The sequence below is a fragment of the Actinoplanes sp. NPDC019969 genome, assembly GCF_055562375.1.
The window spans coordinates 58036-71290 of the sequence record NZ_JBVHFK010000001.1; the positions used below are offsets into that span (position 1 = coordinate 58036).

The window sequence follows — 13255 nt, forward strand, 5'->3', positions numbered from 1 at the left end:
TCAGCCCTTCTCCAGGTACTCCGCGCGATCCTCGTCGACCAGCGCCGCCACCGAGGCCGCCAGCGCGGGATGCCGGGACAGATCCGGGTCGTCCCCGATCAGCTCGGACGCCTCGGCCCGCGCCTCCTTGATCAGTTTCTCGTCGCGCAGCAGCGACAGCAGCCGCAGGTGCGAGTGCTTGCCGGACTGCGACGCGCCCAGCACGTCACCCTCCCGGCGCTGCTCCAGGTCGATCTCGGACAGCTTGAACCCGTCCGTGGTGGAGGCCACCGCGTCCAGCCGCTCCCGCGCCGCCGACCCCTCCGCGGACTCGGTGTGCAGCAGGCAGATGCCCGGCGCCGAGCCCCGGCCCACCCGGCCGCGCAGCTGGTGCAGCTGGGACACCCCGAACCGGTCGGCGTCCAGGATCAGCATCACCGTGGAGTTCGGCACGTCCACACCCACCTCGATGACCGTGGTCGCGACCAGCACGTCCACGTCACCGGCGGCGAACCGGCGCATCACCGCGTCCTTGTCCTCGGGCGGCATCTTGCCGTGCAGCATCTCGATGCGCAGGCCCTTGAGGTATTCGTCGCGCAGCAACGGCAGCACCTCGGTGACCGCCAGCGGTGGGCGGCGCTCCGACTCGGCGCCCTCCTTCGGCGGGGTTTCGTCGTCCTCACCGATCCGCGGGCACACGACATAAGCCTGGTGGCCCGCCTTGACCTCCTCCTTGATCCGCACCCAGGCGCGGTCCAGGTAGGCCGGTTTGTCCAGCGCCGGGATCACGTGCGAGGCGATCGGCGACCGGCCGCGCGGCAGCTGCGACAGCACCGACGTCTCCAGGTCGCCGTAGACGGTCATCGCCACCGTCCGCGGGATCGGCGTCGCCGTCATCACCAGCACGTGCGGCGGCCGGGCGGCCTTCGCCCGCAGCGCGTCCCGCTGCTCCACCCCGAACCGGTGCTGCTCGTCCACGACGACCAGCCCGAGGTCCTTGAAGTCGACACCCTCGTACAGCAAAGCGTGCGTGCCCACGACGATGCCGGCGGTCCCGTCGGCGACCTTGGCCAGCGCCGCACGCCGGGCCTTCGCCCCGAGCGACCCGGTCACCAGGGTCAGCTGGGTGCCCTCCGGGTCGCCGTCCAGCTCACCGGCCCGGCCCAGCGCGCCGAGCTGGGCGCTGATGCCCCGGAAGTGCTGGGTGGCGAGGACCTCGGTCGGCGCCAGCAGGGCGGCCTGCCCACCGGCGTCAACGACCTGCAGCATCGCCCGTACCGAAACCAATGTCTTCCCGGAGCCCACCTCGCCCTGCAGCAGCCGGTGCATGGGATGCGGCCGGGCCAGGTCCGCCGCGATCTCCTCGCCCACCTCGCGCTGCCCCTCGGTCAGCTCATAGGGCAGACCGGCGTCGAACTTCACGAGCAGCCCGGCGTCGGCGCGGGGACGGGCGGTGCCGGGCGCCGCTGCCGCTTTCGCCCGGCGTTGCACGAGCGTGAGCTGTACGGCGAAAGCCTCGTCCCATTTCAGCCGGTGCTTCGCCGAGTACAGCGCGGCGTCGGAGCTCGGCCGGTGGATCTCCCGCAGGGCCGTCCCGATGCCGACCAGGTTCCGTTTCGTCCGCACCTCCGCCGGCATCGGATCGGCCGGCGGCTCGAACGTGTCCAGCAGCGTCCGCACACACTTCGCGATCGTCCACGTCGGCACGGCCTGCGCCGCCGGGTAGACCGGGATCAGCGCGCCCGCGAACTCCTCGATCTCGGCGGCCGCGTCGTCCTTGGACGCGTCCGCGCTGAGCAGCTGATAGGCCGGGCCGTTGAGCTGGCGTTTGCCCCGGAACTCGGTCACCTTCCCGGCGAACAGCCCCCACACGCCCTTGCGCAGCTCCCGCTCCCGCCACGCCTGATTGAAGAACGTGCAGGTCAGCGTCGCGCCCGACCCGTCACCGATGGTGATCTCGAGCATGTTCCCGCGGCGCTGCCGCATCGGTTTCACGCTCATCCCCTGCACCTGGGCGAGCACCGTGACCTGCTCGTCCACCTCCAGGCTGCGCAGGTCGGTGTGCTCGCCGCGCTGGTCGTACCGCCGTGGGAAGTGATAAACCAGGTCACCGGCCGTGTGCAGGTCGAGGTGCTCGGCCAGGGCCTTGGCGGTCTTGGCGCCCAGCACCTTGGTCAACGGGGTGTCGGTCGTGGTCATTCGACTCCTGCCAGCAGGTGGTAATGGGGCTGTCCGCCCGCGAAGCACTGCAACTCGATGAACGGCCAGGTCCGGTGCACGTGACCGCGCAGTTCCTCCTCGAAACCCGGCGGGACGTCCGCGCCGAGCACACACGTCACCAGCTCACCGCCGCCGCCCAGCATCCGGTCCAGCAGGCGGCGGCTCACCTCGGCCAGGTCCGCGCCGATCACGTGCACCTCACCGTCGACCAGGCCCAGCAGGTCACCGGCACGGCACGGGCCGGCGACCGTCAGCGCGTCCCGCTGGGCGGTGCAGACCTCCCCGGAACGGCAGGCGCCGGCCGCCTCCGCCATCGCGATCACGTCGTCGGCGAACGGCCGCTGACCGTCGCGCACCGCCAGGGCGGCGAGGGCCTGCACCGGGGAGCGGGTGGGGACGACGCTCACCCGTACGCCCGTGGTCTCCGCCTCACGCGCCGCCGACACCGCCACCGCATGGGTGTTCGCGTCGTTCGGCAGCAGCACCACCGAGCCGGCACCGGTCGCCGCGACCGCGGCCAGCATCTCAGCGGTCGACGGGTTCCGGTCCACGACGACGGCGCCCTCGGCCTCGAACAGCGCCGTCAGCCCGTCGCCTGCGGCGACGACCACGGCGCCTCTGCGGTCACCTCCGGCACGGCTCTCCTCCAGAGGAGTGACATTGATCCGGTACGGCTTGCCGGCGGCGATGCCGGCCTCGATCGCGGGCCCGATCTCCGTGACGTGCACGTGTACGTTCCACGTCCCGTCCCCGGTTCCGACGACGACGAGCGAGTCACCCAGCTCGCCGAGCGTCCGCCGCAGCAGCCCCACGGCCGCGTCGTCGGCGTCGAGCAGGAACTGCACCTCATAACCGAACCCGGCACACGGCTGCGCCCCCGAACCGTCCCCCACAGCTTCCCCGCCACCATCCGCCCGACCGGGAACGCCACCCCCCGACGCCGCAGTGCTCGCCTCGGAAACCCGGTCCGCCGCAAGGCCACCGCTCGAGGCCACACGGCTCGCGGCAGCGCCCCCTGACGCGGCCTGCACACCGCCGACCTCACCAATCGGCGGGCCGCCGGATGCGACATCGCCGTCGTCCGGGCTCGCGCCCGTGGGCCGGCTCGCGCTGCTCGGCTCGCCAGGGTCGACCGCTTCCACCAAGGCGTCGAGCAGCAGGCAGAGGCCGCGCCCACCCGCGTCGACCACGCCGGCCTGGGCGAGAACGGGGAGTTGCTGCGGCGTCCGTGCCAGGGCCTCGGAGGCGGCCCTCGCAGCCGCCCGGGCCACGATGACCAGATTGTCGGACTTGATCCGGCCGGCCCCCTCGGCGGCGGCCGCCACGACCGAGAGCACTGTGCCCTCCACCGGCCGGGCCACCGCCGCATAGGCGGCGTCGGTGGCCGTGCGCAACGCCCGTGCCAGTTCGCCCCCGCGCACCGCGACCGCCCCGGCGAAGGTGTCCGCCATCCCGCGCAGGATCTGGGAGACGATGACGCCCGAGTTACCCCGCGCCCCGAGCAGCGCCCCACGGGCCATCCGCAGCATGAGCCCGGCCACCGCGTTCTTCTCAAGCGGCCCGGCGCCGTCTTCCTGCCCGGCACCCTCCTCCGCCGGCTCGGCACCCCCGCGCGGCGCAGCGCCCTTCTCCGCCAGCCCCGCGCCCCCGTGCGGCCCGGCGCCCCTCTCCGGCGGCCCGGCGGTCTCCTGTGCGGCGATCAGCGCCTCGTGCGCGGCGGTGAGGGTGAGAACCAGGTTGGTGCCGGTGTCCCCATCGGGAACCGGGTAGACGTTCAGGTCGTCGATCTCACGCTGATGTGCCCGGAGCGCCTCGAGCCCACCATCGCACCAGCGGCGTACCGCGGCGGCATCGAGGGTCTCCAGCACCCGAAAATCGTACTTGCGACCTCCGACAATCGCGGGCCACGCACCCTGACCGGGGGCGATTGGCTGTCTGCCTGGGGGATCGGGTAACCTTGCCGGGTTGCCTGGGCGAGGCTCTTTCCCTGGGCGCCTTCAGTTTTCGTTTCAAACCCAGGAGTATCCCGTGGCTAGCGTGTGCGACGTCTGTGGCAAGGGACCGGGCTTCGGCCACAACGTGTCCCACTCGCACCGGCGGACCAACCGCCGCTGGAACCCGAACATCCAGTCGGTGCGCACTCCGGCCGGTGGCGGGACGACCAAGAAGCTCAAGGTCTGCACCTCGTGCATCAAGGCCGGCAAGGTCGTCCGCGCCTGACCTGAGCCTCTTTCAACGGCTTTCCGAAAAGCCGCCGAACCTTCCAGGTCCGGCGGCTTTTCGCCGTACCCACCTAGGTCTTCGCAGTCCGTGCCTCCCGGATCCTTCGCCGTTCCGTCTCCTTACGGAGGCCTCCGGGACCGCGATGCCCGCCGGATGGTGACCAGCCCGCAGCCGTGAGGGCACGCCGCAGCTGACCGGCCACCTCCGCCGGTCGCGATCGGATGACCCAAGCGGGGAAGCGGAGAATCCGATCGCCCGCGATCCAGAGATCGTTCTGCCGCCGCATGTCGTCCCACCACTGCCGTGGGTCCAGATGGCCGGAACCGTCCACCTCGACGTGCACACCGTGATCGGCGAAGTAGGCATCCAGATGGCGTGCGCGGCTCGACCCGTCGCGCCGACGGACCTGGAGTAACGGCTCGGGCAGGCCGGCCGTCCGGCAGATCCGGAGGAACTCGATCTCGGGAAGCGAGTGCGCGCCCGCCGCAGCGTCCGCCACCGTGGCGATGATCAGCGCACGTCGTTTCGCCCGGGGCATCACCGTCAACGCCGAACTCATCTCCTCCGCCCTGACCAGTCCCTGCTGGAACCCCGCGGCGATGATCGCCTGCGCCCGCTGGTCACTGGCCGCCCACTGCGCGGCGTCGATCAGGGATCGGGCCGGCATGGTTCCGGGCGGATCGCCGAGCCGGTGTACGTCATCTCTCCGCAACCGGGAAGTCCGGTGGATCACGACTCCCGGGGGCGGAGAACGCGGTGTCGCCGCCGCGGGCACCAGAACGTGCACCGTCTCCTCCGTGAATCCCCGGAACCCCACGGTCTCCAGCGCGGACAGCCCCGCCAGCAGTGTCTGCCGTCCCGGCAGGGTTCCCAGCACCGCGATCCAGCGACGTTGCGGCTCAGTGAGAGGACCCGAGTGGGCGACGTACACCCCGCGATGTGGCCGTTGCCACCGTTTCGCCGCGATCTTCCGCTGGATCACCCCAGGGCAGCGAGGGCCGGGGTTCCGACCTCGATCGCACAACCTCGATGAGCGTGTGAATCTTGCGCATCATCGCCCGGCCAGCCCGCACAAGATCCAGCAGGAGCGGATCCTGTGCGAATCACCCCGGCGCCGCCTGCACAAGATCCCGGAGGAACAGACTCTCGTACGGCAGATTGCGGACCTGAGCGCACAAGATCCAAGCCAGCGAACGCGTAGGCCACGAAACCTGGCCGGGACCGAGCGAATCCGACCTCAGAGAGCCTTCGCGTAGGAGAGGACGCTGTCGTGCCCGGCGTAGTAACCGAAGTCCGGGATGCGCTGATATCCGGCCGACTCGTACAGAGCAACCGCCTCCGGCTGCTGGTCCCCGGTCTCCAGGATGACCCTCTTGCACCCGGCCGCCGCGGCGGACTCCTCGACGGCGGCCAGCATCCGGCGGGCGACGCCCCGGCCCCGGGCGGCCTTGGTGGTGAACATGCGCTTCAGTTCGGCGTCGTCACCGTGGCGGCGCCACCCGGCGCTGGCGATCAGTTCGCCGTCGAGGGAGGCGACCAGGAAGGCGCCGTTCGGTGGGGTGAAGTCGGCAGCGGTGATCGGGGTGTCGTCGCCGTTGCCGCCGTACCGCTCAGAGAGGTCACGTAGGTTCTCGGCGACGAGCGTCTGGACGGCGGGCTCGTCGAACCGCACCGACTTGATCTTGATGTCCTGCACGGGGCAAGCCTAGCCATCACCACGGCCGGCAGAGACGGACGGCCGGGGCGCCCGATCAGCGGAAGTGGTCCCAGCCCAGCCCACCGGTCCACGGCTTGCGGTCCACGGTCACCCCGGATCCGTCGTGGACCGAGCCGATCACCCGCCACTCCGGCGGCAGGTCCACCCCGGCCGGGAAGGTCGCCGCCAGCGGGTGGTCGTCGCCGCCGGCGAGGATCCACTGGTACGGGTCGATCCCGAGCGCCTTCGCCGTGTCCCGCATCTGGTCGGGCAGCTCGAACGCGTCGCTGCGCACGTCGATGCCGACCACGCTGGCTTCGGCGATGTGCCCGAGGTCCTGGAGCAACCCGTCGGACACGTCGATCATCGAGGTGGCGCCGAGGCGGGCCGCGGCGGGCCCGGCCGAGTACGGGACGGCGGGCCGCCGGTACGCCTCCACGAGCAGTTTGGGCGTACGAAAGCCTCTGGAGAGAACCGTGAGTCCCGCCGCCGCGTGACCGATCCGCCCGCAGAGAGCCAGGACGTCTCCGGGTTGTGCCCCGTCGCGGCGGACCGGTGCCGCGCCGCGCAGGTCGCCGAGGGCGGTGACCGCGATGGTGAGGGTCGGGCTGGAAGAGGTGTCGCCGCCGACGACGGTGGCGCCGACCTGGGCGGATTCGGCGGTGAGGCCGTCGGCGAGACCTTCGGCCCAGGCGATGTCGAGTCCGGTGGGCACGCAGAGGGCGACGAGCAGGGCGGTCGGTACGGCGCCCATGGCGGCGATGTCGGCGAGATTGGCGGCGGCGGCGCGGTGCCCGATGTCCTCGGGGCCGCACCAGTCGCGGCGGAAGTGCCGTCCTTCGACGAGGACGTCGGTGGAGGCGACGACCCGCCGGTCGGGGGCGCTGATGATGGCGGCGTCGTCGCCGGGGCCGAGCAGGGTGGCTTCTCCCGACCCGAGCCGAGAGATGATCCGGCCGATCAAGCCGAATTCACCGGCCTCTGCGATGCTCACGTCTAAATCCTTCGATGGTGGCGACCCGCTGCCGGATCGCTTCGTACGGTAGTTTCACCACCATCGGATCACCGGCGGTGGCGGATAGGAGTCGATCGTGGTCCAGGCATACATCCTGATTCAAACCGAGGTCGGTAAGGCCCGTGACGTGGCCGCCGCGATCGAGAAGATTCCCGGCGTGGTCCGGGTGGACGCGGTCACCGGGCCGTATGACGTGGTCGTGCTGACGGAGGCGCACACGGTGGACGAGCTCGGCAGCCTGATTGTGAGCAAAGTCCAGTACGTTCCGGGCATCACGCGGACGCTCACCTGCTCCGTGGTAAACCTCTGACATGGTGGACACCGACATCCCGAAGATCGATCAGACCAAGCGCGCAGCCGCCCTGTGGGCGACTGCCGTGGCCGTTCCCGTGACGATCCTCGTGGGCGTCATCGCCTTCTTCACCATTCAACCGGAAAAAACCGACAAAGCACCCCAAAAGCCGATCCCCAACACGCCAGTGGTGATGGACGCGCCGCAACTCGACGCGAAGGCGGCCCAGGCCTGCCTCGCCCTCACCTCCCAGCTGCCCGGCAAGGTCCGTGACCTGCCGGCCCGCCCGGTGAGCGCCGGCCCGGAGCAGAACGCCGCCTATGGCGAGCCGCCGATCACGGTGGCGTGCGGCGTCCCGCAGCCGGAGACCTGCAAGGTCCCCGGCGACACGACGCCCGGCTGCGTCCCGATGGACACCGAGTTGCTGGTGATGAACAAGGTCTGCTGGTACGCCGCGTCCGCCGACGGCACGGACACCTTCACCACGATGGACCGTGAGGTCCCGGTGCGGGTGTCCGTGCCGTCGTCGTTCGCGAGCTCCGCCCAGTGGGCCAACGAGTTCTCCGACACGGTGGTCGCGACGGTCACGTCGAAGGATCCGGCGACCACGCCGTACGGCTGCAACAACTAGTGCAGCCCGGTGCCGCGGTGCAGCGCGGTCCGGATCAGCCGGTCCACCACCTTCGGGTATTCCAGGCCGGTGGCCGCCCACATCTGCGGGAACATCGAGGTCGGCGTCATCCCCGGCATCGTGTTGATCTCGTTGAGGAAGATCTCGCCGTCGGCCGTGACGAAGAAGTCGACGCGGGCCAGGCCGGCGCAGTCGAGCGCGGTGAAGGTGCGCAGCGCGTACTCGCGGATCTGCCGGGCGAGCGGCTCGGAGACTCCGGCCGGGATCGTGTAACGGCTGCCGACCAGGTACTTCGTCTCGAAGTCGTACCAGTCCGCGTCGTCCACGTGGATCTCGGCGAGCATCGACGCCTCCGGCGCGCCCCCGGACTCGCCCTCGAGCACGCCGCACTCGATCTCCCGGCCCACGATGGCCGCCTCGACCAGCACCTTCGGGTCGATCCGCCGGGCGGTCGCGATCGCCGCGTCCAGGTCGGCCCAGTCGCTGACCTTGGTGATGCCGGTGGACGAGCCGGCCCGCGACGGCTTCACGAACACCGGCAGGCCGAGCCGCTCCTTGTCCGTCTCGGACAGCGACGTGCCAGCGCGGAGCACCGCGTACGGCCCGACCGGGATGCCCTCGGCGGCCGCCAGCTTCTTGGTGAACTCCTTGTCCATGGCCGCGGCCGAGGCGAACACGTTGGCCCCCACGTACGGGATCCCGGCCATCTCCAGCATCCCCTGGATCGTGCCGTCCTCGCCGTACGCCCCGTGCAGCACCGGGAACACCACGTCCACACCGGCGAGTTCGGAGACGCCCTCGGCAGGGTCACGGACGATCAGCTCGGACGCCGTCGGGTCGGCCGCGAGCACCAGAGCGTTACCGGAAGCGGCGGTGATCTCGGGCAGCTTCTTGTCGTTGATCGACAGCTGGGAGGCGTCACCCGAGGCGAGGACCCAGCGCCCCTCACGGGTGATTCCGACCGGGACCACCTCGTACTGATCGGGGTCCAGAGCACCCAGGATCGCACCGGCGCTGACGCAGGAAATGGCGTGCTCAGTGCTGCGACCGCCGAACACGATCGCGACGCGGGTCTTGCGGGGGGACGTCACTCTTCTCTGCGCCTTCCAGCTAGCGGGCATGCCGGGGGTGACCCTACTCTGCGTAAGCCAACTATGGGATTCCCGGCAGCGTCGATGAAGCATGTGCAAGGCAGGGGGGACGAAGCGTCCATGGCATCAGCACTCCACGTGATCGCCGGCCCGGGTCCGGGGCAGTTGGCGACGATGGCTCACCCGAAGGACGAGCCGTGGTCACCGCAGGAGCTCGGCGCGCTCGCCCGGGCCGGCGTACAGGTGCTGGTGTCCGTCTCCGATCCCGGCCCGGACACCGCCGGGATCGAGGTGGTGCCGTTCCCGGCGCACGCCGGGTCGCCGCGGGAGACGAGGCAGGAGGCGAACCAGGTGGTCTCGCTCGCCATCCGGTTGGCCCACGAGGTCCGCGCGGGCCGTTTCGTGGTCACCCAGTCCGCCGCCGACAACGGCAGGTCCACGCTGCTCGCCACGATGACCCTGGCCCTGCTCGGCATCCGCCCCGGCGAGGCCCTGCGCCGCACCGGTGATCCGACGCCTGCCGTCGCCCCCGACTGGCTGCACGAATTCGTCGCCACCCACGGCTGAAGATCAAACCCGTGCGGGGTACGCCGCACGCCGCCCCCGCCGATTCCCGCCCGTCCCGCCATCTCCGGGAGCGACGTAGGCGGCTCTCACCACCGAAACGCCCCTTCCGGGCGAAGCGGTAATCACCGCCACAGCCCACCAGCACAGCCCACCACCACAGCCCGCCACCACAGCCCGCCCTCCCAGGGGGAAGCCCCCGCTGGACAGCCTGGCAGAAAATCGTCGCTGTTCGCGGGCGGCCTGTGGACAGTCCGGCGCTGTGGACGAGCCGGACTGCCCACCGATGCCGGCTCAGCCCGCCGTGAACGTCTGGGGCAGCGCGCCCGCGTCCCACAGCGCGTCCAGGTGCGCCAGGAAGCCGCTGAGACTCCGCTCCAGCTCCCGCCGCTCGGCCGTGGACAGCGTCGCCAGCGGGTCGGAGAAGATCAGCCCCTCCGGATGCTTGGCGCGGGTGCCCACGAACTTGTCGCAGCCCCCGCACCACACATAGCTGACCAGCGTCGGCCGCTTGGCGTTCTCCGGAGCCGTGAAGTAGGCCCGCAGCCGCCGCTGCCCGCACGCCGGGCAGTCCCGCTCTCCCGGGTCGGCGAAGAAGCTCTCCCCCTGGGTGAGCGCCGCGACCTGGTCGGAGTCGAAGCTGCTCCAGGCGACGGCGGTCACGGGAGGAGGGAGGCGTCCAGGGCCGCCGTGATGTCGGCGAGCAGGTCGGCGGTGTCCTCGATGCCGCAGGAGAACCGCAGGAAGCCCGGTGACGTGTCGTCCCCCCACTGGGCCCGCCGGTCGGCAGTGGTGTGCACGCCGCCGAACGAGGTGGCCGCGAAGACCAGCTCGGCCGCCGTCAGGAACCGGCCCACCCGCTCGGCCGTGCCCAGGTCGAACGACACGATCCCGGGGATGCGGCGCATCTGGGCGGAGGCGACCGGGTACGACGGGTCGGACGGCAGGCCCGGCCACCGCACCCCGGTCACGTCGTCCCGGGCGAGCAGCAGCTCGGCGACGGCGGCGGCGTTCGTGGTCTGCTGCCGCAGGCGCAGGTCGAGGGTGGCGATGGACCGGTGCGCCAGCCACGCGTCGAACGCGCCGGGCACCGCCCCGGTCTGCTTGCGCCAGGTCTCGATCCGGGTCAGCAGCGCCGGGTCGGTGGCCGAGACGTAGCCGAGCAGCACGTCGGAGTGCCCGGTCAGCGCCTTGGTGCCGGACGCGACGACCAGGTCGGCGCCGAGGGCGAGCGGGTTCTGCCCGAGCGGCGTCGCCGTGGTGTTGTCGACGGCGACGAGCGCCCCGGCGGCGTGCGCCGCGGCGGACAGCGCCCGGATGTCACCGACGTCGAGTCCCGGGTTGGCCGGTGTCTCGAGCAGCACCAGCCGGACCCCGGCGAAGTCCGGGTAGGGGCCGGCCGTCGGCACCAGAACGGTCTTCACGCCGAGGTCGGCCAGGAAACCGTCGGCGAACGCCCGTACCGTGAAATAGCCGTCGGCGGGAACCGCGACGGTGTCGCCGGTCCGCAGCACCGCCAGCAGCAGCGCGGTGATCGCCGCCTGGCCGCTGGAGAAGACCAGCGTGGGCGCGCCTTCGAGGGCGCCGATCGCCTTTTCGAGGGCGAGCCGGGTCGGGTGTTCGGTCCGGGCGTACCCGTTCACTCCCGGCCCGGTGACCGGGTCGAGGTGGTAGGGCGCGGCGAACACCGGCCCGGGCAGGAACGGCTCGCCGACCTCGGGGGCGGGCAGGCCGGCGTGCACCGCGCGGGTGCCGTCGGAAAAAGCAGAGGAGAAAGCGGAGGAACTCATTCGGGTTTCATTTCTCGTGTCATCAGCAGCTTGACCGCGACCCGGGGGTCCACGCCTTCGTGGCACACCCGCTCGACCTGTTCGACGATCGGCATCTCGACGCCGTTCGCGCGGGCCAGGTCGCGGATGGACAGGCAGCTCTTGACGCCCTCGGCGGTCTGCCGGGTGGCGATCTGCGCCTGTTCCAGACTTTCGCCGCGGCCCAGGTGCTCACCGAACATCCGGTTGCGGGCCAGCGGCGACGAGCAGGAGGCGACCAGGTCGCCGAGGCCGGCCAGGCCGGCGAAGGTGAGCGGGTCGGCGCCGAGCGCGACCCCGAGGCGGGCGGTCTCGGCGAGCCCGCGGGTGATCAGCGAGGCCCGGGTGTTGTCGCCGAGGCCGAGCGCGACCGCCATCCCGTACGCCAGGGCGATCACGTTCTTGCAGGCCCCGCCGAGTTCGCAGCCGATCACGTCGTCGCTGGTGTAGGGCCGGAAGTAGGGCGTGGCGAGGGCGTGCTGCACCTGCCGGGCACGGCTCTCGTCGGAGCCCGCCACAACGGTGGTGGTGGGCTGCTCGGCGGCGATCTCGGGGGCCACGTTGGGTCCGGAGACGACCACGACGCGGTCGGCGGCCACCTTGGCGGTCTCGACGATCACCTCGCTCATCCGCTTGAGGGTGCCGAGTTCGATGCCCTTCATCAGCGAGACGATCGTCGCGTCGGCGGGGAACAGCCCGGCCCAGTCGGCGAGGTTGCCGCGCAGCGTCTGCGACGGCACGGCGATGGCGATGACCTCGGCGCCGCGGACGGCTTCGGCGAGGTCGGTGGTCGCGGTCACCGAGGGTGCGAGGCGTACGCCCGGGAGCGAGCCCTCGTTGCCGTTCTTGTCCCGGATCTCCGCCGCGACGGCTTCCCGGCGCGCCAGCATGGTCACCTCGGACCCGGCGTCGCCGAGCACCTTGGCGAACGCGGTGCCCCAGGATCCGGACCCGATGACGGCCGCTCTCATGACGCTTCCTCCGGGGTAGTGGCCCGCCGTGCGGGCCGGTCGTAGAGCGCCGGCGGTTCGCCGTCGCGGATCTCGCCGAGCAGGTCCCGGACGTCCAGCATGATCTTCTCGGTCATCGCCTCGAGCACCGCCCGGGTCGGCTCGGCGCCGGCCCACCGGCTGAGGTCGACCGGTTTCCCGGTGGTCACGGTGACCGTGGAGCGGCGCAGTTTCAGGCGGTTGGTCCGTGGGTCGAAGATCCGCTGGGCGCCCCAGTTGGCGATCGGGACCACCGGCGCGCCGGTGAGCAGCGCGAGCCGGGCCGCGCCGGTCTTGCCGCGCATCGGCCACAGGTCGGGGTGCCGGGTGGTGGTGCCCTCCGGGTAGACCACCACGGCGCCGCCCTCACGCAGTGCCTCGACGAGGTTGTCCAGCGACTTCACCGCTTCCACACTGCCGCGTTCGACCGGGATCTGCCGGGTCTTGACGAGCAGGTACCCGATGATCGGAACCTTCCAGACACTGGCCTTGCCGAGGAACCGCGGCCACCGGCCGGCCCGGAAGATGTAGTGCGCCACGACCAGCGGGTCGAAGTGCGAGACGTGATTGGGGACGAGGATCACCGGTCCGGTGGCCGGCATCTCACTCATCCGGAGCCAGTTCTTCCGGGTGAGGGCCGTCATCACCGGGACCACCAGCATCACCGCGACACGCTGCCAGAAGCCGAGCCTGAGCTGTGCCACGGCGTCCCCCGTCCCTCGATCGGCGGCGTCGCACGCCGCCTCA

Annotated in this window: 14 protein-coding genes; 4 read left to right on the forward strand and 10 right to left on the reverse strand. The window is 71.3% G+C overall.

What is annotated here, in order from left to right; genetic code table 11:
- Positions 1 to 2178: an ATP-dependent DNA helicase RecG gene (recG, locus tag ACZ3II_RS00280; RefSeq protein WP_465515442.1), complete on the reverse strand. Its 2178-nt coding sequence runs from the start codon at positions 2176 to 2178 to the stop codon at positions 1 to 3.
- On the reverse strand, positions 2175 to 4067 hold the full coding sequence (locus ACZ3II_RS00285; protein WP_465515443.1) for a DAK2 domain-containing protein: 1893 nt from the start codon (positions 4065 to 4067) through the stop codon (positions 2175 to 2177). Before ACZ3II_RS00285 ends, recG begins: the two co-directional genes overlap by 4 nt.
- A gap of 160 nt (positions 4068 to 4227) precedes the next feature.
- Here ACZ3II_RS00285 and rpmB point away from each other — a divergent pair, with 160 nt between their 5' ends.
- Complete coding sequence (gene rpmB / locus ACZ3II_RS00290) at positions 4228 to 4419, forward strand: 50S ribosomal protein L28 (RefSeq protein ID WP_026207002.1); 192 nt, start codon at positions 4228 to 4230, stop codon at positions 4417 to 4419.
- Positions 4420 to 4492: 73 nt separating this feature from the next.
- On the opposite strand, the gene ACZ3II_RS00295 is transcribed toward rpmB, so the two are convergent.
- From ACZ3II_RS00295 to ACZ3II_RS00305, 3 genes are all read right to left on the reverse strand, one after another.
- The gene (locus tag ACZ3II_RS00295) at positions 4493 to 5299 is read right to left on the reverse strand and encodes a DUF559 domain-containing protein (protein ID WP_465515444.1); all 807 of its coding nucleotides are present in this window, start codon (positions 5297 to 5299) and stop codon (positions 4493 to 4495) included.
- A 360-nt stretch (positions 5300 to 5659) separates the two neighbouring features.
- Positions 5660 to 6118 (reverse strand): GNAT family N-acetyltransferase, encoded by a 459-nt coding sequence (locus ACZ3II_RS00300; protein WP_465515445.1) that lies wholly within the window; start codon positions 6116 to 6118, stop codon positions 5660 to 5662.
- 55 nt (positions 6119 to 6173) lie between these two features.
- Positions 6174 to 7112 (reverse strand): thiamine-phosphate kinase, encoded by a 939-nt coding sequence (locus ACZ3II_RS00305; RefSeq protein ID WP_465515446.1) that lies wholly within the window; start codon positions 7110 to 7112, stop codon positions 6174 to 6176.
- A gap of 97 nt (positions 7113 to 7209) precedes the next feature.
- On the opposite strand from ACZ3II_RS00305, the gene ACZ3II_RS00310 reads away from it, so the two are divergent.
- The gene (locus tag ACZ3II_RS00310) at positions 7210 to 7443 is read left to right on the forward strand and encodes an Lrp/AsnC family transcriptional regulator (RefSeq protein ID WP_067685920.1); all 234 of its coding nucleotides are present in this window, start codon (positions 7210 to 7212) and stop codon (positions 7441 to 7443) included.
- Between the two features lies 1 nt (position 7444).
- Positions 7445 to 8056, forward strand: coding sequence for a DUF3515 domain-containing protein (locus tag ACZ3II_RS00315; RefSeq protein ID WP_465515447.1), 612 nt, complete (start codon positions 7445 to 7447; stop codon positions 8054 to 8056).
- Here the strand turns inward: ACZ3II_RS00315 and ACZ3II_RS00320 are convergent.
- Positions 8053 to 9147: a D-alanine--D-alanine ligase family protein gene (locus ACZ3II_RS00320; protein WP_465515448.1), complete on the reverse strand. Its 1095-nt coding sequence runs from the start codon at positions 9145 to 9147 to the stop codon at positions 8053 to 8055. The two genes, ACZ3II_RS00315 and ACZ3II_RS00320, sit on opposite strands and share 4 nt — an antisense overlap.
- 120 nt (positions 9148 to 9267) lie before the next feature.
- On the opposite strand from ACZ3II_RS00320, the gene ACZ3II_RS00325 reads away from it, so the two are divergent.
- Complete coding sequence (locus ACZ3II_RS00325) at positions 9268 to 9714, forward strand: hypothetical protein (protein WP_465515449.1); 447 nt, start codon at positions 9268 to 9270, stop codon at positions 9712 to 9714.
- A 291-nt stretch (positions 9715 to 10005) separates the two neighbouring features.
- On the opposite strand, the gene ACZ3II_RS00330 is transcribed toward ACZ3II_RS00325, so the two are convergent.
- From ACZ3II_RS00330 to ACZ3II_RS00345, 4 genes are read right to left on the reverse strand one after another with little or no spacing between them, the layout of a single operon-like run.
- Positions 10006 to 10374 (reverse strand): hypothetical protein, encoded by a 369-nt coding sequence (locus tag ACZ3II_RS00330; protein WP_465515450.1) that lies wholly within the window; start codon positions 10372 to 10374, stop codon positions 10006 to 10008.
- A complete protein-coding gene (locus tag ACZ3II_RS00335; protein ID WP_465515451.1) occupies positions 10371 to 11501 on the reverse strand; it encodes a cystathionine gamma-lyase in 1131 nt (376 codons plus the stop codon). The genes ACZ3II_RS00330 and ACZ3II_RS00335 overlap by 4 nt, the downstream gene beginning before the upstream one ends.
- Positions 11498 to 12490, reverse strand: a complete 993-nt coding sequence (locus tag ACZ3II_RS00340; protein ID WP_465515452.1) for an NAD(P)H-dependent glycerol-3-phosphate dehydrogenase — start codon at positions 12488 to 12490, stop codon at positions 11498 to 11500. Before ACZ3II_RS00340 ends, ACZ3II_RS00335 begins: the two co-directional genes overlap by 4 nt.
- On the reverse strand, positions 12487 to 13212 hold the full coding sequence (locus ACZ3II_RS00345) for a lysophospholipid acyltransferase family protein (protein WP_465515453.1): 726 nt from the start codon (positions 13210 to 13212) through the stop codon (positions 12487 to 12489). Before ACZ3II_RS00345 ends, ACZ3II_RS00340 begins: the two co-directional genes overlap by 4 nt.
- Positions 13213 to 13255: the final 43 nt, after the last annotated feature.

Coding starts and splice junctions, on each gene's coding strand:
- ACZ3II_RS00335 (WP_465515451.1), bottom strand. CDS start 11,501: ATGAGTTCCTCCGCTTTCTCCTCTGCTTTTTCCGACGGCACCCGCGCG.
- ACZ3II_RS00325 (WP_465515449.1), top strand. CDS start 9,268: ATGGCATCAGCACTCCACGTGATCGCCGGCCCGGGTCCGGGGCAGTTG.
- recG (WP_465515442.1), bottom strand. CDS start 2,178: ATGACCACGACCGACACCCCGTTGACCAAGGTGCTGGGCGCCAAGACC.
- ACZ3II_RS00315 (WP_465515447.1), top strand. CDS start 7,445: ATGGTGGACACCGACATCCCGAAGATCGATCAGACCAAGCGCGCAGCC.
- ACZ3II_RS00340 (WP_465515452.1), bottom strand. CDS start 12,490: ATGAGAGCGGCCGTCATCGGGTCCGGATCCTGGGGCACCGCGTTCGCC.